Source organism: Halomonas sp. TH-94, from assembly GCF_057473365.1.
Genome location: NZ_JBYCKL010000067.1, coordinates 110,243 through 130,422 on the forward strand (window position 1 = coordinate 110,243; position 20,180 = coordinate 130,422).

22 protein-coding genes and 1 pseudogene are annotated in these 20,180 nt (G+C 61.1%); 14 read left to right on the forward strand and 9 right to left on the reverse strand.

What is annotated here, in order from left to right; genetic code table 11:
- Positions 1 to 76: 76 nt before the first annotated feature.
- From AC2VNO_RS13535 to AC2VNO_RS13565, 7 genes are all read left to right on the forward strand, one after another.
- Positions 77 to 388 (forward strand): hypothetical protein, encoded by a 312-nt coding sequence (locus AC2VNO_RS13535; RefSeq protein ID WP_486934609.1) that lies wholly within the window; start codon positions 77 to 79, stop codon positions 386 to 388.
- A 43-nt stretch (positions 389 to 431) separates the two neighbouring features.
- Positions 432 to 1,430 (forward strand): NADP-dependent oxidoreductase, encoded by a 999-nt coding sequence (locus AC2VNO_RS13540; RefSeq protein ID WP_486934610.1) that lies wholly within the window; start codon positions 432 to 434, stop codon positions 1,428 to 1,430.
- A gap of 321 nt (positions 1,431 to 1,751) precedes the next feature.
- Entirely contained in the window at positions 1,752 to 2,063 is a 312-nt protein-coding gene (locus AC2VNO_RS13545) for a hypothetical protein (RefSeq protein ID WP_228578930.1), read from the forward strand.
- Between the two features lie 154 nt (positions 2,064 to 2,217).
- Positions 2,218 to 2,376, forward strand: a complete 159-nt coding sequence (locus AC2VNO_RS13550; protein ID WP_486934611.1) for a hypothetical protein — start codon at positions 2,218 to 2,220, stop codon at positions 2,374 to 2,376.
- Between the two features lie 185 nt (positions 2,377 to 2,561).
- Positions 2,562 to 3,371: a helix-turn-helix domain-containing protein gene (locus AC2VNO_RS13555; RefSeq protein ID WP_486934612.1), complete on the forward strand. Its 810-nt coding sequence runs from the start codon at positions 2,562 to 2,564 to the stop codon at positions 3,369 to 3,371.
- 71 nt (positions 3,372 to 3,442) lie between these two features.
- Complete coding sequence (locus tag AC2VNO_RS13560; protein ID WP_486934613.1) at positions 3,443 to 4,051, forward strand: LysE family translocator; 609 nt, start codon at positions 3,443 to 3,445, stop codon at positions 4,049 to 4,051.
- An 87-nt stretch (positions 4,052 to 4,138) separates the two neighbouring features.
- Entirely contained in the window at positions 4,139 to 5,452 is a 1,314-nt protein-coding gene (locus AC2VNO_RS13565; RefSeq protein ID WP_486934614.1) for a glycerophosphodiester phosphodiesterase family protein, read from the forward strand.
- Positions 5,453 to 5,506: 54 nt separating this feature from the next.
- Here the strand turns inward: AC2VNO_RS13565 and AC2VNO_RS13570 are convergent, their stop codons facing one another.
- The 3 genes from AC2VNO_RS13570 to AC2VNO_RS13580 form a co-directional block, all read right to left on the reverse strand.
- Positions 5,507 to 5,902 (reverse strand): nuclear transport factor 2 family protein, encoded by a 396-nt coding sequence (locus AC2VNO_RS13570; RefSeq protein WP_486934615.1) that lies wholly within the window; start codon positions 5,900 to 5,902, stop codon positions 5,507 to 5,509.
- 159 nt (positions 5,903 to 6,061) lie between these two features.
- Positions 6,062 to 7,855: a sensor domain-containing diguanylate cyclase gene (locus AC2VNO_RS13575; RefSeq protein WP_486934616.1), complete on the reverse strand. Its 1,794-nt coding sequence runs from the start codon at positions 7,853 to 7,855 to the stop codon at positions 6,062 to 6,064.
- A gap of 24 nt (positions 7,856 to 7,879) precedes the next feature.
- Positions 7,880 to 8,278, reverse strand: coding sequence for an HIT family protein (locus tag AC2VNO_RS13580; protein ID WP_486934617.1), 399 nt, complete (start codon positions 8,276 to 8,278; stop codon positions 7,880 to 7,882).
- 612 nt (positions 8,279 to 8,890) lie between these two features.
- Here AC2VNO_RS13580 and AC2VNO_RS13585 point away from each other — a divergent pair.
- From AC2VNO_RS13585 to AC2VNO_RS13595, 3 genes are all read left to right on the forward strand, one after another.
- Entirely contained in the window at positions 8,891 to 9,781 is an 891-nt protein-coding gene (locus AC2VNO_RS13585; RefSeq protein ID WP_486934618.1) for a diguanylate cyclase, read from the forward strand.
- 226 nt (positions 9,782 to 10,007) lie between these two features.
- The gene (locus AC2VNO_RS13590; protein WP_486934632.1) at positions 10,008 to 10,343 is read left to right on the forward strand and encodes a septal ring lytic transglycosylase RlpA family protein; all 336 of its coding nucleotides are present in this window, start codon (positions 10,008 to 10,010) and stop codon (positions 10,341 to 10,343) included.
- Positions 10,344 to 10,507: 164 nt separating this feature from the next.
- Positions 10,508 to 10,747 carry a hypothetical protein gene (locus AC2VNO_RS13595; protein WP_486934619.1) on the forward strand — a complete coding sequence of 80 codons (240 nt, stop codon included), beginning with the start codon at positions 10,508 to 10,510 and terminating at the stop codon, positions 10,745 to 10,747.
- Positions 10,748 to 10,815: 68 nt separating this feature from the next.
- Here AC2VNO_RS13595 and AC2VNO_RS13600 read toward each other — a convergent pair whose 3' ends face one another.
- The 5 genes and pseudogenes from AC2VNO_RS13600 to AC2VNO_RS13620 form a co-directional block, all read right to left on the reverse strand.
- Positions 10,816 to 11,034, reverse strand: a complete 219-nt coding sequence (locus tag AC2VNO_RS13600) for a hypothetical protein (protein WP_486934620.1) — start codon at positions 11,032 to 11,034, stop codon at positions 10,816 to 10,818.
- 135 nt (positions 11,035 to 11,169) lie between these two features.
- Complete coding sequence (locus AC2VNO_RS13605; RefSeq protein ID WP_486934621.1) at positions 11,170 to 11,508, reverse strand: zinc ribbon domain-containing protein YjdM; 339 nt, start codon at positions 11,506 to 11,508, stop codon at positions 11,170 to 11,172.
- Between the two features lie 134 nt (positions 11,509 to 11,642).
- Positions 11,643 to 12,113, reverse strand: a complete 471-nt coding sequence (locus AC2VNO_RS13610; protein WP_486934622.1) for a GNAT family N-acetyltransferase — start codon at positions 12,111 to 12,113, stop codon at positions 11,643 to 11,645.
- Between the two features lie 6 nt (positions 12,114 to 12,119).
- Positions 12,120 to 12,983 (reverse strand): annotated as a pseudogene (gene yghU, locus AC2VNO_RS13615) (glutathione-dependent disulfide-bond oxidoreductase).
- Between the two features lie 62 nt (positions 12,984 to 13,045).
- Entirely contained in the window at positions 13,046 to 15,013 is a 1,968-nt protein-coding gene (locus tag AC2VNO_RS13620) for a sigma-54-dependent Fis family transcriptional regulator (RefSeq protein ID WP_486934623.1), read from the reverse strand.
- Between the two features lie 330 nt (positions 15,014 to 15,343).
- Here AC2VNO_RS13620 and AC2VNO_RS13625 point away from each other — a divergent pair, with 330 nt between their 5' ends.
- The 3 genes from AC2VNO_RS13625 to AC2VNO_RS13635 all read left to right on the forward strand — a co-directional run bounded on the left by AC2VNO_RS13625 (position 15,344) and on the right by AC2VNO_RS13635 (position 19,054).
- The gene (locus AC2VNO_RS13625) at positions 15,344 to 17,140 is read left to right on the forward strand and encodes an NAD(P)/FAD-dependent oxidoreductase (RefSeq protein WP_486934624.1); all 1,797 of its coding nucleotides are present in this window, start codon (positions 15,344 to 15,346) and stop codon (positions 17,138 to 17,140) included.
- A gap of 66 nt (positions 17,141 to 17,206) precedes the next feature.
- Positions 17,207 to 17,983: an SDR family NAD(P)-dependent oxidoreductase gene (locus AC2VNO_RS13630; RefSeq protein WP_486934625.1), complete on the forward strand. Its 777-nt coding sequence runs from the start codon at positions 17,207 to 17,209 to the stop codon at positions 17,981 to 17,983.
- A gap of 9 nt (positions 17,984 to 17,992) precedes the next feature.
- A complete protein-coding gene (locus tag AC2VNO_RS13635) occupies positions 17,993 to 19,054 on the forward strand; it encodes a 2,3-butanediol dehydrogenase (RefSeq protein ID WP_486934626.1) in 1,062 nt (353 codons plus the stop codon).
- A 97-nt stretch (positions 19,055 to 19,151) separates the two neighbouring features.
- On the opposite strand, the gene AC2VNO_RS13640 is transcribed toward AC2VNO_RS13635, so the two are convergent.
- Positions 19,152 to 19,793, reverse strand: coding sequence for a Vat family streptogramin A O-acetyltransferase (locus tag AC2VNO_RS13640; protein WP_486934627.1), 642 nt, complete (start codon positions 19,791 to 19,793; stop codon positions 19,152 to 19,154).
- A 153-nt stretch (positions 19,794 to 19,946) separates the two neighbouring features.
- Between AC2VNO_RS13640 and AC2VNO_RS13645 the strand changes: the two genes are divergently transcribed.
- A partial coding sequence (locus AC2VNO_RS13645; protein WP_486934628.1) for a VIT1/CCC1 transporter family protein occupies positions 19,947 to 20,180 on the forward strand: 234 nt, incomplete at its 3' end.

Below are 20,180 nucleotides of genomic sequence, written 5' to 3' on the forward strand. Positions count from 1 at the left end.
AGTATGAACATTCCGACCGTCGCGGACGGAACAAGGAAGAAACAACGGAGTGACCCAGCCGGAACGGGAGGTTCTCATGAAAATCTACAGGCCGGAGTGGCAGTGCAACTTCACCGTGAACGAAGCCCCTGGCATAGCCGCAAGCTGGCGTGAGCGGTTCGCATGGCGCCTGCGCCGCTGGGCCGACAGGTTCGATGGCAAAGGCCGCACCGTGACTATCGAATGCCATATCGAACCGGAAGTGACCGCCGAGGAGATCGATACCTGCCTGGTGAAGGGCTTCGAGGTCACTCACACCCTGCTCAACCAGTTGGCCCAACAGGCAGCCTGCGAGGACGTAATGCGCGATGCCAAGGCCGAACTCTTCGAGCAGGGACCGCCCGGCTGAATGCGTCCTCGAAGCCGGCAGCAAGCCACGTCAAGGAGATGACATGCAGGCACGCTACTTTTCCATCGGCGCCTATCCCAAGGGCCTGCCCGACAAGGCGCTGTTCGAGCTGCAAAGCCAAGCGCTGCCCGAGCTCGCCGCGGATGAAATTCGCATACGCAACACCTGGCTCTCGGTCGACCCCTACATGCGCGGCCGCATGAGCGGAGTGGAAACCTACATCGCCCCGTTCGAGCTCGGCAAGCCGCTGGATGGCGCTGCCATCGGTGAGGTGATCGAGTCACGCCATACCCGCTTCAAGGTCGGCGACAAAGTGCGCCACATGGCCGGCTGGCGAGACCTGGCTCAGCTCAAGGCGGACGTAGTGGAACCGTTGCCCGACATCGAAGTACCGGACCAGGCCTACCTGGGCGTGCTCGGCATGCCGGGCATGACGGCCTGGGCGGGACTCCATCGCATCGCCAATCTGCGCGAGGGCGATAACGTGCTGGTGAGCGCTGCCAGTGGGGCCGTGGGGTCGCTTGCCGTGCAGCTGGCCAAAGCGAAAGGCGGCAAGGTCGTCGGCATCGCCGGTGCCGCCGACAAGCTTGCCTGGCTGGAGCAGCACGAGATTGGTGCGGTCAGCTACAAGGGCAAGGATACCCAGCAGCTCAGCGACGACCTCAAGCAGGCCTGTCCAGAGGGCTTCGACGTCTACTATGAAAACGTCGGCGGCACCTGCCTCGAAGCGGCTCTGAACAATCTCAAGGTGGGTGCCCGTATCGCGATTTGCGGGCTGATCTCACGCTATAACGACGAAACCCAGGCGCAGGGGCCGCGCAACCTGGCAAACCTGCTGATCAAGCGCGCGCGCATGCAGGGTTTCATCATCTTCGACCATTGGACCGAATACCCTCATTTCCTGGAGGATGTGGGGCCACAGGTAGCCAAGGGCGAGATCGACTACGAGGAGACCGTAATGGAGGGGCTGGAAAGCACACCCGACGCCTTCCTTCAGCTCTTCGAAGGGGGCAATCGAGGCAAGATGCTGGTACGACTGTAATTTATCGGCCTCCCATTCGAACTCGCTTTCACTTTCAAGTCTCCCGTTAAGCCGCATCGCAGCCTGCCTGGCGCACCTTTCCTGTGCTCAGCAGGCGTCAGTCATAAGCATGACTCGCTCAGGTTTCTGCTCGCCGTGCCGATAGTAGAGTCGTGCGCAGAGGTTTTACGATGTCAGTAAGCAAGATCTTAGCGGAGCGAAACGGCACAGTTCGTGTAAGCTACGTACAAGTTTGATATGCTGTAAAAGCAGTTTTCGTCGAAGTAGCGGAGTGAACATCACGATCGATCATTTCTAATCAAGCCAGTACAGGAGGCACTCATGCGAGTCTATAAACCTGAATGGCAGTGCACGTTCAGTGTCAACGAAGGACTGGAAGGTACGGCTGGCTGGCGTGAACGCCTCGCCTGGTTTATTCGTAATCTTGCCGACAAGCTGGACGGTAGCGGTAGAACGATCAAGATCGAGTATGAAGTCACTCCCACAGTCAGTCGTGAAGAGGTGGACACCTGCCTGGGCAAAGGTTTTGCCGTTACTCAGAGCTTGCTGACCCAGCTTGCACATCAGGCCGCATGCGAGAACGTCATGCGTGAGGCCAAGGCTGAACTGTTTGAGGAGAATACGCAGCGCTGAAGCATCAAGCTCGTCGGCATTGAACCACCCCATTCGGCAGACCCGAACGGGGTGTTTTGCTTGGGGCCGCTGCGCTGAGTTACAAATATTATGCTGCATAGCAGCAAAAAGAGCCTATGCTGGGAGGTGGTAATCCCTTAAGGAGGACCGCCTCATGACAAACTCCACTCACTCCCCCGCACGTTACGATGATGAAGTCCTGCGCTTCTGGGATCAGCATGCCCGCCGGGCACAGGCCGCTTACGCCGCCCTGTGGTTCTATCTCGACAGTGCTCGCGTCGACGCTTCCCCTTGCGGGAGCAAAAAGAAGTGATATGCAGCACTTCTTTTCCTTGCACGGCGCAATTGCTCTAACCGTTATCGACGATAATAATTAACCGTTACTATATTCAGCCTATCAGGAAGGCGCGTTGCTTCCTGAGGCTTTTTATTGTCGCCTTGGTCGATGTCCCGGCCGGTCAGCACATCGATTCAGCCACTGCTGGCTCAGGAGATAGCATGACGGAACAGCGTCATCACGTCACCGCCTTGCCCACCGGGCTCGATGGGCTGGTAGCCATGAGCCTGACCTCGTGCCGGACATTTCCTCGTCATGCCCATGATCAGTACGGGATCGGCCTGATCGTCTCTGGCGGCCATCGCTCCTGGAGCGGCGTCGGCAGGGTCGACGCGGTGGCGGGCAATATCATCACGGTCAACCCGGGCGAGATGCATGACGGCGCACCAATGGCCGGTACGCTTCGTGGCTGGCGCATGCTCTACTTCGACACGACTCTGGTTCGGCAAGTCCTCGGTAGCGATGACGACGCCGAGCTGACCCGGCCCGCCCTCGACGACCCCCTGCTGCAGGTGCTCATGCGGCAGATGTTCGATCGGCTCATGACGGCACCTGCGGAACCTCTGCCGGCGGATGAGCTGAGCTGCCAGCTGCTAGGAGCAGCCTTTTCTCGCCATGGCTCTCGTACGGTACCTGATCGTCAGGGCATCCCCGGCGCCATCGCCAGGGTTCGTCAGCGCCTCGATGACGCCCCGCAGCTGCCCGCCAGCCTGAGTGAGCTGGCCGAGATGGCGGGCCTGAGCCGCTACCAGCTGCTGCGCAGCTTCTCCCGCGCGCTGGGTACCACTCCCCATGCCTATCTCTTGCAGCGCCGCGTGCAAAAGGCCCGGAGCCTGATCGCCAGCGGGCAGGCGCTGAGCCAGGCCGCCCTGGCAGCGGGCTTTGCCGACCAGAGCCACATGAGCCGTGCCTTCAATCGTCAGTTCGGGCTCTCTCCGGGCCGCTATCGGCGCGCCCTCGCACCCAGCTGAGCTGCAATTTCATTCAAGAACCGTCTGTCCCATAGCGTCACGATGGCAAGGTTTCCCATCGGAGCCTGCCCATGAGCCTGGAATTTCTCCTTACCTCGCTGGTCATCGTTGCCTCTCCCGGAACCGGGGTGCTCTACACCCTATCCACGGGTCTCACCCATGGCACGCGCGCCAGTATCATCGCCGCCTTCGGCTGTACGCTCGGAATCGTGCCGCACATCCTTGCTGCCATGACGGGCCTCGCCTCGCTGCTGAATACCAGCGCAGCAGCCTTTCAGTTGCTCAAGCTGCTGGGAATCGTCTATCTGCTGTATGTGGCCTGGAGCGTTCTCAGTTCTCGCGATGAGCCAGCTCCAGCGGCAGGCCTTGCGGTCATCGCGGCCCGGCAGCTGGTCGTCACCGGCGTACTGCTCAATCTTCTCAACCCCAAGCTCACCCTGTTCTTTCTGGCTTTCCTGCCCCAATTCATCGTTTCCGACGAAGCGGTGCTGAAACAGATGCTCGAGCTGAGCCTCGCTTTCATGCTGATGACATTTATGGTCTTCATACTTTATGGCGTCAGCGCCGCCGCCGCACGTCAGCGGGTCATCACACGCCCGGGCGTCCTTACCTGGCTGAGACGAGTTTTCGCGGCGAGCTTTCTCGCCTTGGCGGTGCGCCTGGCATTCACGGAGCGCTAGCACGCTTCGCTGCGCATGGCTACGCTCAGATTTGGCTCCCGGCAGCGACAGGGGCCCACGCCAACAAGGAAGATAGCGAGACTCATAATGAACAAGACACTCCCCACCATGGCCTGCCTGAGCCTGCTGATCGCAGGCCCAGCGATGGCGCAGAACGCAAACGATAACGCCCCCGAATGGAGCGATGCCTTGCTGGAGGCCGCCCGGCAGGTGACGCTAGGCCCACGGCCGCTGTTCCTGATCAATGACATGAGCGAAGAGACCGAACGCGAGCGCGAGCTCAAGGCCGAGCTACTCGAATGTGCCGGTCAGCGGACCGACTGGCAGCCTGACGATCTGGTCATCTCTCATCGAGGTGCGCCGCTGCAGTTTCCCGAGCACACCCTCGAGTCATACCTGGCCGGGGTACAGGGCGGTGCCGGTATCGTCGAATGCGACGTGACTTTCACCAGCGACAACGAGCTCGTGTGTCGCCACGCCCAGTGCGACCTTCACTACACCACCAACATCGTTGAGACGGATCTGGCGGAAAAATGCAGCGTGCCGCCGGAAATCGATCCAGATAGCGGCGAACTGGCCAATGCCGCCGATATACGCTGTTGCACCAGCGACATCACCCTGGCCGAATTTCGCACCCTGCGCGGCACCATGGAAGGCGCCAACCGCGAAGCTCGCAGCATAGAAGAGTACCTGGCAGGCACGCCCGCCTGGCGCACCGACCTCTATGCCACCCGGGGCACATTGATGAGCCATGCCGACACCGTCGCGCTATTCAAGGCACTTGGCGTGAAGATGACGCCCGAGCTCAAGGAACCCGAGGTGGAAATGCCCTTCAATGGCATGAGCCAGGAGGACTACGCCCAGAAGCTGATCGACGAGTACAAGGCAGAGGACGTGCCAGCCGGCGATGTCTTCGCCCAGTCCTTCAATCTCGATGACGTGCTCTACTGGATCGAGCATGAGCCCGAGTTCGGCGAGCAGGCGGTTTATCTCGATGGACGCTATGGCGATGAAGGCTTCGACCATACCAACCCCGAGACCTGGTCACCGACCATGGAAGAACTGGCTGAACAGGGTGTGCGCATTCTGGCACCACCAACCTGGATGTTGTTGGCTGCCAACCCCGGCTTCAGCGAAGAGGAGAGCCGCATCGTACCGTCGGAGTACGCTGAGCGCGCCAAGGAAGCGGGGCTCGAGCTGATAACCTGGACACTGGAACGTTCCGGCCCGCTGGCGGAAGGTGGACAGTGGTATCACCAGACCACGGAAGAGGTCATTCGGCGTGAAGGCGACAAGCTGATCACACTCGACGCCCTGGTGCGGGACGTCGGCATCATCGGCATCTTCACCGACTGGCCCGCCACCGTCAGCCTGTATGCCAACTGCATTCAGCGCGACTGAGAGAAGAGTTCACGCCGACGGTATATCCGTCGGCGTGGTTCGGCATGGCGGCCCTCAGCCTTTTGGCTCGGCAGCCACCGTGAAATGCAGTGACAATACGCGCCACTGGCCATCGAGCTTCTGCCAAAGCTCGCTGAAAAAGAGAGGGGGACGAGCACGGACGTCGCCGACAACGCGCCCCTGCCCGAAAATCGACACCAGATCGCCGAACGGCAACAGCTTCACGACCTCATCTTCGGCGCGACTGCCGCGGGAAAACCACCGGTCCCTCGCGACTGCCTCGGCAATGCTGCCGAGCTGATCCAGCTTCCCTACCAACCCCGCCTCGCAGATGACGACGAAGTCGTCGCTCTCGATGTGGTCCAACTGACCAACGTTGCCGTCGATATACGCGGCGTACCACTGGCGCCGTGTCTCCAAAAGCTGCGACTCTTCCACCATGTCCTCCATAAGCCTGGCTCTTGGACGGCGAGTGCCCGCCAAAAACGCAGCGGGCTTAAGAAAGCATCCATAGTAGACCAGCGCCTTGGAAGCGGTATCGGATATTGACACTGCAGGCTGTAAGCCATGGCGGACACAGGCGCCGTGGTTTGCGCCTTGAAGCGAGGCTCACTCCCGAGAGGGGGAAAGGCGATATAGGCTGCGCCCTTCGCTCTTGGCCTGGTACATCGCCTTGTCCGCTCGCCCCAGCAAATCCGAGTGCGACATCTCGCCCTCTCCATGGCTGGCAATGCCGATACTCACGGAGACGTCGAGACTGATCCCCGCCAGTGAAATCGGACGCTCCAGGGTTCTCAGGAAGCGAGAAGCGACCGTGACCGCCTCCTCTTCCCGCTCGATTCCCTCCAGCAGAATGGCGAACTCATCTCCGGACAGGCGCGCCGCAAGGCCGGGCGGCCTGACGCTGTATGAAAGACGCTGGGCGATCTCCTTCAGTACCATGTCTCCCACGATGTGGCCGTGCTCGTCATTGATCGCCTTGAAGCGGTCGACATCCAGAAACATGATGGCGAAGCTCCGTTTGTCGACACCCGTGCTACGCCGCGATGAGAGTTGCTCGAGTCGCTCCAGCAGGTGGGCCCGATTGGGCAGGCCCGTCAGGTTATCGTGCATTACCTCATGCTTGAGCTGTTGCTCCACGGCCTTGCGGGTGGCGATCTCCTTTTCGAGCTCACTGGTGCGTTCCCGCACCCTGTGCTCGAGCGTCTCCTTGGCCACGCGTAGAGAGGCCAAGGCGCGCTTGCGCTCCAGGCTGCTGGCAATCTGACTGGACACGAACCGCAGCAGCTCCGAATCTTCGGGCTGATAGAGAGTGTCGTCGCGATAGCTTTGCACGGCCATGACCCCCAGCACCCGCCCCTCACAGCGTAGCGGCACTCCCAACCAGGAGTGGGGTCGACGCCCATTGATGGTAATGCTGCCAGCATCTTCGAGCGCCGCGATCTGGCTCTTGTTGAGCAGCACATCCGCCCCCAGACGCAAGACGTACTCGGTCAGACCGTCGCGCAGACGCCGCTTGGGGCTCGGCGGATCGTAATCGTTGGCATAGTAGGCGAAGTCGATCGCCTCGCCCTCGTCGACCAAGAGCGCGATGAAGAAGTTATCGGCATAGAGCAGGTTGCCCAGTTGGTAATGGATCGTGCGGTAGAAATCCTTTTCCCGACCGGTGTCGCCCGCTTGCTCGGCGATATGGTAGAGCGCACGCTGAATCAACTCGTTACGCTTGCGCTGCGCAATTTCCTGAAGCAGCTTGGCATTGGCGTCGGCCAACTCCTTGGTGCGCAATGCAACCGCCTGTTCCAGATTTTCCAGGTTCTCGCGCCGTTGCAGCGTCGTCAGGATATGCGAGGCAACGAAGCTCAGGAGCGCCTGATCGTCCGCCCCGTATACTCCGGCTTCTTCGTAATGCTGCACCACGACGATGCCATGCACCTGACTGCCTTCCAGCATGGGCACGCCCAGCCAATCCTTGGCTGCCACGCCAAGCGGCCGAAACTCTCCGGGAAGCTCCGCCCCGATACTATCGAGTGAACCGCGTAGCGGTTTACCCAGGCGAATCGTGTACCAGGTGAGGCTATATTCGAGCTCGTCCAGCGGGATCGCCGTATCCATCCCCGCCGCCGCCACATCCGCAAACGAGGTTGCCACATCCGAGAAATAGAGGAAGCGCACATGCTGGGTGAGATCATCGTAGCGGGCTATGAAGAAATTCTTTGCGTACATCAAGCCGGAAATGATGTCGTGCAGGCGCCTGAGCGTCTCGCTCATCTCCAGTTGGGCACCGGCCAGATCGGAGATGGCATATAGCGCTCGCTGCACCCGCTCAGCCTTTTCGAGCTCCCCCACCTTTGCCAGCAGCGTCTGATAAGCCGAGCTGGACACCATGTCATTACCATGTGGCATACACGGCTTCCCCGTATACGTGGGTCAGTGATTCGTAAGGGCACCACGAATACGATCGGCATTGTCTGCCAGCTCCTCAGGGCCTGCTTGAGCCAGCCCCTCGAGACGAAAGTCCTGCATCGAATCGAGCGGTACCAGGTGCAGGTGCACGTGAGGCACCTCGAGACCGACGATCATCATTCCCACCCGCTCGCAGGGAAAGGCCCGCTTCAGCGCCTTGGCCAGGCTCTGAGACACCTGCATGAGATGAGCGCTCAGCTCGGCCGGCATATCGTCCCAGTGATCGATCTCCTCGCGCGGGATGACAAGCAAATGACCGGGCTTCATCGGGTTCAGCGTCATGATCGCCACGCATCGCTCATCTGACCAAACGAATTCCGCGGGCAGGTCGCCATGGATGATTCGGGTGAATACGCTCGCCATCGGGTTTCTCCTCGTCATGATGGATTCATAGGCAATCGACGCTACCAGCAGTCTCGCCCGAACGATGCCAGCGGTCTAGCACTGCCGAGAAGCGCCATATCGCTCGCGCAGAATATTGCGCCGCAACCGGTGTCTCCAAACGGAGACACGCAATCCATTGTTTTATATGCCTTTATGCGACTATCGCGCTTTATGTCGCCATACCGCTACATAAATCGACCGCACGATACTTCGATCCCGGCTGTGGCTGCCTAAACCTCAGCCAGGGAAATAAATAACTTTATGTTTTTTAAAAAAAATGAAATTTTTGGCATCATTTTCGCAGTATACAGGACAGAGTGGTACGAATGGCCGGCACGGCCGATCTCGTACCCAGAAACTCGATTGCCAGGTACCGGCATCATGTGGAAAGGAGTCCACCGAGTTTCACGGTTTCCATCGGCCGATGGCACGCAATTGCGTTAGCTCTATCCTTTAGTTCCCTGCGTACTTGGGCCGCTCTGCGGCCCTTTTTTTTGACGACGCCGAGGAGCTGGCAGCTCCGACAGCAGCAAAGGAAGTCAAGAACGGGTTATTCAATCCCAGCAAGGAGCGAGACGAGTGGCCATGGACATGAAATCACAGTCTCCGTTGAGCAACCCCCCAAGCCTGGCCGGCCTCGTGCTGCTGGTCGCCTTGCTTAGCGACGCGGCACTTTCCCTGCATGGCGTGGTACCCGACGAAACCAGTCTCTTTCCCAGTATCGTTCATTTCCTGGCCTCCCTGAGTACAGAAGGCTTGCATACCGGCACGGCCCTCGTCGCGTTCGCGGGCGGCATCATGTTGACAGTCTCGCTGATTCTGCTGCCCATGCAACGCATCTATCGTGCTCGCGAACTTCAACTGCTGCATGAGCGTGAGCGCCTCGAAGCCTCCAATGCCAAGCTCGCTCGACAAGCCGCACATGACGGCCTGTTGGGAATTGCCAATCGCCGCGAGTTCGAACGTGTCCTGAAACTGGAATGGCAACGCGCCGCGCGTGAGCGTCAACCGCTCAGCCTTCTGATGATCGATATCGACTGCTTCAAGTGCTTCAACGACAGCTATGGTCATCAAAAAGGCGACACCTGCCTACGCGAAGTGGCCAGCGTTCTCAAGGCAGCAGCTGCCCGGCCTGGCGATCTCGTTGCACGCTATGGCGGCGAGGAAATGGTGGTACTGATGCCCCATACCGACCTCGAAGGTGCCAACCGCATGGCCGAACGCATCCATTCCATGCTCACGGAACGAGCCATTCCCTTCCCCGACTCCCCCGTGGCCGGCCATGTCACGGTCAGTATCGGTGTCTCCGCGATGCTACCGGTACGCAACGCCAGGCAGTCCACACTGGTAAAGCAAGCGGATGAGGGTCTCTACATGGCGAAGGAGGCCGGACGCAACCAGACGGCCTGTGTCGCTCCCCTGCGCCTCATCTCCTTGAAAGATCACGTCCCGGCCTGGACCGGGCAGGCTCAAAGGGCCTGAAGGGCCCTTTGAAGCATCATCGTCAAACACCGCCTAATAAGACGACTTCTGCGGCGAACTTGTCAGGGCTGATTTTTATCAGGTTGCCTCAGGTCCGCGTGAAGGGTAGTATCCATAACGCTCACCAGCACCTCATCGATGAAAGCGATAACCGCTAACACGACCTACCTGAGGCAAAACCATGGGAGCTCGACCAAAAAAGTTGCTCGCTTGCTGCATGGCGGGGATGCTCGCGGTAACCGCCATCCACGCATCGGCTCATGAAGCCGACGTACAGGAAGAGGGAATCGCTTCCTTCTATAGCGATCGCTTCCAAGGTGCTACCACTGCCAGCGGTGAGCCCTTCGACCAGCAGGCGCTGACGGCAGCGCACCCCAGCCTTCCCCTCGGCACCAAGGTGGTAGTCACCCGAGCCGACACGGGTCAGGAAGTGGAGGTGCTGATCAACGACCGCGGCCCCTTCGTCGAAGGTCGAATCATCGACCTATCCAAGCGCGCAGCACGCGAACTCGGCATGCTGAACCGCGGTGTAGCGCCGGTCATGGTCACCGCCATTCAATAGCCGCTTCAGCACACCGCTCCATATCGCCCTCGCCTTTCTCCGGCCAGGCGCGCTACTCCCCGTGCCATAAAAGCTACAGTTTTTTTCATTCTGGACGATATTCATAACAAGCGACCGGCCGTAAGAGCCGAAGCGCTTTTTCGCATGGCGTAGGGGAGAAAAAAATGAATAGTCTCAATGCGCAGGTCGATCTGTCCGATACAACGAGAGAGGCGCCCAGCAATGAAGTTCTTTGCAGGCGTTTGGTCATGGCCAAAACCCAGCTCGACCGAATGGAGCGAGACGGTACCTGTAAGGACTTGAGTGCGCTCAGCGCAGCTCGTGTGGAATTCGCCCTTGCCTCACGTGCACTGGCCGATGCGCTGATCGCGCAAGAGGCCGCAAGCGAACCTGACCATTACTGAGTCAATGAAACGAAGCAGGGCCGGGGATTTACCCCGGCCCTGCTTCGACTTCGCTTGGTACTGAGCGCTCAAGAACGGACAAGAGCCCGCTGCGCCCCTCTACCGGCCAACAGTGCCAGGCCAGCAATGACGACGAAGAGCAGGCTACCCGAGAAGAAATGACTCCAGTAGGTCGGCTCCAGGCCCGTGAACACAGAAAGGGCCAGCGCCGTGACAAGGGGAAAGATCATCACGATTGCCACACCGAGCCCCACCAGAAAAAGCAACGTTCCAATACGGTTCATCATGAGCCACCTCCTTGAAGCCAATGAGTCTTGCTGCTTAGTATAAGCCTCATTGAAAGAGAGCATGGCTATTGACCCGATAGGAAGTCACTATCATTCGGGTACCTCGACCAGATTCGCCAGCAATATCACTGCACCTCAGGCTTTCTTGACGAACTCCGACTTCAACTTCATCGGCCCGAAGCCGTCGATCTTGCAGTCGATGTCGTGGTCGCCTTCCACCAGGCGGATGCTCTTGACCTTGGTGCCTACCTTGACCACCGACGATGTGCCCTTGACCTTGAGGTCCTTGATCACGGTGACGCTGTCGCCGTCCTGTAGCTCATTGCCATTGGCATCGCGCACCACCTTCGCCTCTGCGGACTCGCTCTCAGCCTGCCCGGACCACTCGTGCCCGCACTCGGGGCAGGCATACATATCGCCAATTTCGTAAGTATATTCGGAATGACAGGCAGGACAGTCAGGCAGCGCGCTCATGGCTCTTTCCCAGCGGGTTTCAAGGAGCGCGAAGCATGCCAGAGCACCTTGAGGGAGTCCAATGTGGCTATATCACGCCAAGCATGTCGGCTGCGGCGTAATGCACCCGGCTCGCCGCGAAACCCAGTGCCCGCTCACTCTCCTTTCAAGCCCTTGGCGTAGAACGTCATCCCTTCGCTGCAACGAAAGCCGAGGCGCTGGTAGAAACGGGCCGCAGGGATGTCCCGCCCCGTGGCCAGGTACACCGCACGAACGTCTCGCTCAGCAAGCTCGCTCTCCAGCGCACGGTAGAGCCGTGAGCCGGTACCCCGCCCCTGCCGGTGTGAAACGACACACATCTCCCGCAAGTAGAACAGCTTTCCTTCCAGATAAGGCTCGAGATTGCCCAGCAGAAACCCTTCGGGCGTCCTGCCCTCACCTGGCGCCATCATCCCCACGGCGCCAGGCGATTCGAAGAAGTGTTCGAGACGTGCCAGGGCGCCATCGACTTGCCAAGGCTCGCTCCAGGGCGCCGCTGAAAAAACCTGGGCAAACAGGACCGCGCAGGCCCCGAGATCGCCGCGTGTCACTTTCCTGATCTGATAGGCTGGCTCGTTCTCGTTCATGCCCGCCTAGCGCTTATCCTGGGTATCGGTCTTGAAGTCGTCGGCATCGTGGCGCTCATGCAGCTGCTCCTCCGGTTCGCCGAAAGTGCGGTTGACCATGCGACCACGTTTAACCGCCGGTCGCGCATCGATCTCCCTGGCCCAGCGCTGCACATGCTCGTACTCCTGCACCTGCAGGAACTCGCCTGCATCGTAGACCCGGCTCAGCGCCAGCTGCCCATACCAGGGCCAGTTGGCAATATCGGCGATGGTGTATTCGTCCCCACCCAGATAGCGGCTCTCGGCCAGGCGACGATCCAGCACATCGAGCTGTCGCTTGGCCTCCATGGCGAAGCGATCGATGGCGTACTCGATCTTGGTCGGCGCATAGGCATAGAAATGACCGAAGCCGCCGCCAAGATAGGGTGCGCTACCCATCTGCCAGAACAGCCAGTTCAGCGTCTCGGTGCGCCCGGCATGATCGTGAAGTAGAAATTCGCCGAACCTCTCGGCCAGATAGAGCAGGATCGAGCCCGACTCGAACACCCGGGTAGGCGGCGTGGTGCTGTGGTCCATCAATGCCGGTATCTTCGAGTTCGGGTTGACCTCGACGAAGCCGCTGCCGAACTGATCGCCATCGCCGATCTGGATCAGCCAGGCATCGTATTCGGCCTCGGCATGCCCCAGCGCCAACAGCTCCTAGAGCATGACGGTGACCTTCACCCCGTTGGGCGTAGCCAGCGAATAGAGCTGCAGCGGATGCTTGCCCACCGGCAGCGTCTTGTCATGGGTGGGGCCGGCGATGGGCCGGTTGATGCTGGCAAATTGCCCCCCGCTCGGCTTTTCCCATTTCCACACCTTCGGCGGCAGGTACTCGTTGTCTTGGCTCATGGAAGCTCCAATACGCTAGGCTCAGGGCAGCAAAGGCACACAATAGCCACAAAGATAGCGTGTTAACGTTCGAGCTTCGAGTCGGACTCGCGCCAGTTGGGCGGCACCAGACCATGGCGGCGCATGCGCCGATAGATGGTGGGACGTGAAACACCGAGTCGCCGCGCGGCGAGACTGACGTTCCAGCCGGTGGCACGCAGCAGTTCATGCAGCGCTTCGCCCCCGTCCTGCTCCCCTGCCTTCACCACGCCGAACGTCTGCGGTGCGGCGCCGAGGTGTCCCTGACACTCTTCCGGCAGGTCGTGAAGGGTGATCTCGTCGCCCTCGACCGTGGCCAGGGCGAAGGCCAGGGCGTTCTTGAGCTGGCGGATGTTGCCCGGCCAGGCGTGAGCCAGCAGCGCGCTCATGGCATCGGCGCGCAGGCGCACCTCCCGCTCGCGCTCGGCAAGAAGCGCCTGGTAGACGCTGCGAATCACATAGTGCTTGTCGGCCCGCTCACGCAGCGCCGGCAGCCGCAGCTGGGCGCCGTTCAGGCGGTAGTAGAGGTCTTCACGGAAGCCGCCCCGGGCGATCAGCTCGCTCATGTCACGATGGGTGGCGGTGATCACGCGAATATCGATGCGCAGCGCCTTTTCGGCCCCCAGCGGCATTACTTCACGCTCGGCCAACACGCGCAGCAGTCGGGTCTGCAGCGTCAGCGGCATGTCGCCGATCTCATCCAGGAACAGGGTGCCCCCATCGGCCTGCTGGATCAGCCCGCGCATGCCCTTGCTGCGCCCGCCGGTGAAGGCGCCGGGCAGGTAGCCGAACAGTTCGCTTTCGATCAGCGATTCGGGAATCGCGGCGCAGTTCACTGCCACGAAGGGCCCCTTGGCACGCGTACCGCTGTCGTGCAGCGCCCGAGCCAGCACCTCCTTGCCGGTACCGGTCTCGCCGGTGATCAACACGCTGACCTCTTCGTTGCGCAGCCGCCGGGCCAGCTTGAGTACGCGATGCATGGCGGGGTCATCCGAGGCGAGTCGGTCCAGCGCCGGCACCGGCGAAGGCGGCAAGGGACGTGGGGCCGGGCGTCGACCGCGCGGCTCGAGCAGGGTGACGAAGCAGGTGGTGTCGTTGGCGCGTGTCCGAAAGGCGCGAATGCCGTCATCGCTGGCGGTCGGGATGCCCAACAGTTCACCGAGTTCGCCGTCGAACAGCTGGGTGACCGTCGGCTGCCAGCCTGGCGACCAAGGCGGCCAGCGGCGCAGATGGGCGTCGATCAGCGCGCGGCCGGCGCCATTGGCCGCGACCACACTGCCGTCCTCCTCGATGGCGATCAGCCCTCGGCCATTGAGATGTACGAACTCGCGGGTGGTATCGAAACGCAGCATCAAGCAGTGGCGATAGCGGTGCAGGAAATAGGCATCCTCGATCATCCTTGCATAGAGCGTGACCAGCGGCAGGCCGAAGTTCTGGCTCTCCTGGGCGCGCGGCGACTGCAGCGCGGAGATGTCCAGCACCGCAATGACCTGCCCCTGCGGGTCGGTGATCGGCGCCGCCGTGCAGGTCAGGCTGATGTGGGTGGCATCGAAGTGCTCGCTCTGGTGGCAGGTAATGGCCTGGGCGTCGTGCACGCAGGTGCCGACCGCACAGGTTCCTGCGTAGCGTTCGTCCCAGTCAGCGCCCAGGTAGAGACCCGCCCGGCGCAGCTCCGGCTGCTGGTCGCGCTGGCCGCGGAAATCGACGGTGATGCCCTGCCGGTCGGTGAGCAGCAGCACATAGCCCAGCGGGGCGATCTGGGCGAACAGCTGATCGACGCCGGCCCGTGCCACGTGCAGCAGTTCATCCACCGGCTCGCGATGCTCCTTGAGCGCCTGCTGGGTCAGTACCCGTACGGGGCGGGGGCGGCCGGGGTCGAGTCGGTACTCGCCGACGCAGCGCTCCCAGGAGCGTCGGATAACTTCCCGACAGCCGCCCAGGTCGGCCGGCTGGCCTTCGCTGAGCCGGATCAGGGTATCGATGTGCTGGCGTTGCTCGTTACGCAATGGCATCGCTGCCTCCGGTGCCGCCGTGCCGCTCTCCGGCGGTGGTGGCCTTGTTGTTGTAGGGCAGGCCTGCTTCCAGCCTATGCCGTGCCGAGCAGGAGTCAATCGACTTCGCCTGCGCCCTTGGTCGGGGGTTACAGGTGTAACGCCCGCATGACTCCCGTCACGTGACAGCTGTCACGTGCGTTACAGGTCACTTCACGCTACCCCTCGCTTGACACCCGCTCGTAACACCAAGCTTTTCAATCGTCTGGAAGCGTTTCTCGCACACACTCCGCGGCTGGCACGGATTCTGCCAGGACCAGGGCGTCCCCTAACAACAAGCGGAGAACAACGATGACGACACCCACGCCGACTCAACACGCCCAGCAGTGGCTGCGCGACTTCGAGAGCGCACTGGAGCAACGCGACATCCAACGGGTCATGGCCCTGTTCAATGACGAGTGCTACTGGCGCGACCTGGTCGCCTTCACCTGGAATCTCAAGACGCTGGAAGGCAAGGACGCCATCCAGTCGATGCTCAACGCCACCCTGAGCGAGGCACGTCCCACCAACTGGCAGCTCGATGGCGAGGCCACCGAAGCCAACGGCGTGACCGAAGCCTGGTTGACCTTCGAGACCGGCGTCGCCCTTGGCAAGGGCTACCTGCGCCTGAAAAACGGCAAATGCTGGACCCTGCTGACCACCATGCAGGAGCTCAAGGACCACCCCGAGCCACGCGGTGCCAGGCGCCCCCTGGGGGCCGAACACGGCGCCAGCAAGACCCGCGAGACCTGGCTCGAGTCGCGCCAGCGGGAAGCCCAGGAACTCGGCTACACACGCCAACCCTACTGCGTGATCATCGGTGGCGGACAGGGCGGTATCGGGCTCGCCGCACGGCTGCGCCAGCTCGATGTACCCACCATCGTGCTCGACAAGCACCCTCGCCCCGGCGATGCCTGGCGCAACCGCTACAAGTCGCTGTGCCTGCACGACCCGGTATGGTACGACCACCTGCCCTACATCCCCTTCCCCGAGAACTGGCCGGTGTTCGCCCCCAAGGACAAGATCGGCGACTGGCTGGAGATGTACACCAAGGTGATGGAGCTCAACTACTGGAGTTCCACCGAGTGCGAGGGCGCCAGCTACGACGAGGCCAGCGGCGAGTGGACGGTGCGCGTTAACCGCGACGGCGAGCAAGTCACGCTCAGGCCCAAGCAGTTGATCCTGGCCACCGGCATGTCGGGCGTGCCCAACGTACCCCACTTTCCCGGCGCCGAGACCTTCGAAGGCGAGCAGCAGCACTCCAGCCAACACCCCGGGCCGGACGCCTATCGCGGCAAGAAGGTGGTCGTGGTGGGCTCAAACAACTCGGCCCACGACATCTGCGCGGCGCTGTGGGAAAGCGATGCCGACGTGACCATGATCCAGCGCTCCTCGACCCACATCGTGAAATCCGACTCGCTGATGGAGCACGCCCTCGGCCCACTCTACTCCGAGGAGGCGGTAAAGAACGGCATCACCCACGACAAGGCCGACCTGATCTTCGCCTCGATCCCCTACAAGCTGTTGCCCGACTTCCAGCGCCCCGCCTTCGACCAGATCCGCGAACGCGATGCCGAGTTCTACAAGAAGCTGGAGGACGCCGGCTTCATGCTCGACTTCGGCGACGACGACTCCGGGCTGTTCCTCAAGTACCTACGCCGCGGCTCCGGCTACTACATCGACGTGGGCGCCTGCGACCTGGTGGCCAACGGCGACATCAAGCTGCGTAGCGGCGTAGGGATCGAACGCATCAACCCGCGCTCGGTGACGCTCAGCGACGGCTCCGAACTGCCCGCCGACCTGATCGTCTACGCCACCGGCTACGGCTCCATGAACGGCTGGGCGGCGCGCATCATCTCCCAGGAGGTGGCCGACAAGGTCGGCAAGTGCTGGGGGCTCGGCTCCGACACGACCAAGGACCCCGGCCCCTGGGAGGGTGAGCTGCGCAACATGTGGAAGCCCACCCAGCAGCAGGCGCTGTGGTTCCACGGCGGCAACCTGCACCAGTCGCGCCACTACTCCCACTACCTGGCGCTGCAGCTCAAGGCGCGCATGGAGGGCATCCCGACGCCGGTGTACGGCCAGCAGGAAGTGCACCACCTGTCGTGATCTTTCATAGGCAGGGCTCGCATCACGGGTGCAGGTCCTGCCATCCACCTCAAGGGAGAGACGAATATGCAACTGGATGGAAAGACGGCCCTTGTAACTGGCGGTGGACGCGGCATCGGCCAGGGAATTGCCATCGCCTTGGCAGAAGCCGGAGCCAATGTAGCCATTGCTGACCTAGATATCGATATTGCCCGGGAAACGGCTGCTCGGGTTGAATCGCTTGGCCGCAGGAGTGCCCCATTTCAAGTCGATGTTTCAAATCAAACTTCTGTCAATGCGTTGATAACTGACGTCGTCAGCACCTTCGGCCAGTTGGAAATTGCCGTGAACAATGCTGGGATCATAAGCATCAAGTCGATTGCTGAGCTCTCAACCAATGACTGGGACAAGGTCATGGCGGTCAATGCGAAGGGAGTATTCCTGTGCACCCAGGCCGAACTCGCCGTCATGCTTCCCCGTCGATTCGGCCGAATCATCAACGTCGCCTCGATTGCCGGCAAGACCGGCTTTCCGGACCTTTCCCACTATTCCGCCTCCAAGTTCGCCGTCATTGGCTTTACCAACGCCGTGGCCAAGGAAGTGGCCACCGAAGGCGTGACTGTGAATGCCCTTTGTCCTGGCATCGTCGGCACGGGAATGTGGCGAGGAGAAGCCGGACTTTCCGGACGCTGGCGCCAAGAGGGAGAGAGCGAATCGGAATCCTGGGAGCGGCATCAAAAAACACTCTTGCCCCAGGGCGTGGCGCAAACTCCGGAAGACATGGGCCAGTTGGCCGTTTATCTGGCCGGCGCCGAGCATGTCACTGGTCAGGCCATCGCCGTCGACGGTGGATTCACTTTGTGAGGTAACAAGATGTCTAACACCATGCAAGCTGCAGTCTGGTACAAGGCCAGAGATTTACGCGTCGAATCGGTCGAGACACCGAGCCTGAGTAACCCTCACCAGGTCAAGGTGAAGGTCGCCGCCTGCGGCATCTGCGGCAGCGACCTGCACGAGTACAGCGCCGGCCCCATCTTCATTCCAGTGGACGAACCGCACCCGCTCAGCCAGCAGCAAGCCCCCATCATCATGGGCCACGAGTTCGCCGGTGAGGTCGTGGAGGTGGGCGAGCGCGTCACCCGGGTCAAGCCGGGGGATCGCGTCGCCATCGAGCCGATCCTGTCACCCCATCGAGACGGCAGCTACCTGATGGAGCGCTATAACCTGACGCCCCTGCTGGGCTTCCACGGGCTCTCGGGTGGCGGCGGCGGCTTCTCGGAGTACACCGTGGTGGGTGAGCATATGGTTCACCGCATGCCCGACGCACTCTCCTACGCACAAGGCGCCCTGGTGGAACCCGCCGCGGTGGGCCTGCACGCCGTGCGTCAGAGTTCACTGAAAGCCGGCGACAGCGCCGTGGTATTCGGTGCGGGCCCCATCGGCCTGATGGTGATCGAGTCCCTCAAGGCCGCCGGCGCCGCCGACATCTACACCGTCGAGCTCTCAGAAGTACGACGGCAGAAGGCCACCGACCTGGGCGCCAAGGCCCTGGACCCGCAACAGGGCGACGTGGTGGCACGAATCCACGACCTGAGCCGCGGCGGTGTGGACTTCGCCTTCGAGGTCACCGGCATCCCTGCGGTACTCAACCAGGCCATCAACAGCACCCATGCCGGTGGCGAAACGGTGGTCGTGAGCATCTGGGAAACGCAGGCCGCCTTCCAGCCCAACGACCTGGTGATCAAGGAGCGCACCATGAAGGGCATCATCGCCTACCGGCACGTCTACCCCGCCGTCATGGCGTTGATGGAACAGGGCTACTACCGGGCGGAAGACCTGATAACCGCGCGAATCCCCCTGGATGACATCGTCGAGAAAGGCTTCGACACGCTGCTCAACGACAAGTCGCAGGTGAAGATCATCGTGGAGCCTTAGGCCCGATGAGCGAGCGACAAGGATGTCGCGTGTCAAAAGGCAGAGTTTCCACGGCGTAATTGAGTACTTTCATCGGGCTCGTGCACGAGCCCGATTTTTAACGCCGTATGGTCAATTGTCTCAAGGCCTCGACATCCCCCGCCACGATAAGAGGCAGATGCCGGGTGATCTCTTCCACCGGCCAGTCCCACCAGGCGATGGCCTGCAAGATTTCGATCTTCTCCGGCGAAAAACGCTGCCGGATCGGTCGGGCCGGATTGCCTCCCACTACCGTATAGGGTGGTACATCGTTCACCACCACCGAGCGCGACGATACGATGGCACCGCTGCCGATCTGCACGCCGGGCATGATGAGTGCGTCATAGCCGATCCACACGTCATGACCGATGACCGTATCGCCCTTGTAGGGCAGCTCGCCAGGCTCCGGCATGACCTTTTCCCAACCGTTGCCGAATATCTGGAATGGATAGGTGGAGATCCCGGAGAGCTTGTGGTTCGCCCCGTTCATGATGAACTTCGCGCCTCGAGCAATGGCGCAGAACTTGCCGATGATCAGCTTGTCGCCGATGAACGGGTAATGATAAAGCACGTTGCGCTCGAAGCTTTCCGAATCTTCGGGATCGTCGTAGTAGGTATAGTCACCGACGATGATATTCGGGCTCTCTATGACGTTCTTGATGAAGCACACCTGGGGAAAACCTTCCATTGGGTGCTTATTGGCGGGGTCGGGTCCGTGCATGCTTACCCTCCTTTCGACCGGTTTCTTGCGAGTCAGCCATTGTCACACATGCAGCAAGCGAAGCACGCTGCCCATGCCTTCTGCTACGTTTACCAATTCACCCTCCCCTCCTTGAAGCAAGAAGATACGCATGCCCACTGTGGATGATCCCCCATGTCATACGGCCATGAAGATCTCGAGTCCGAACATCGCCCCGAGGCCGTGAAGGAACGCCTTTCCCAGCCACCACAAGTAAACTCCATGCCTGATGCGATACTTGGGGGCATCGATGGATGCGTCACGACATTCGCTGTCGTTTCAGGTGCTTTCGGGGCAGGCTTTTCCCCTACGGTCGCCCTGGTACTGGGTTTCGCTAACCTTCTTGCCGACGGCTTCAGTATGGCAGTC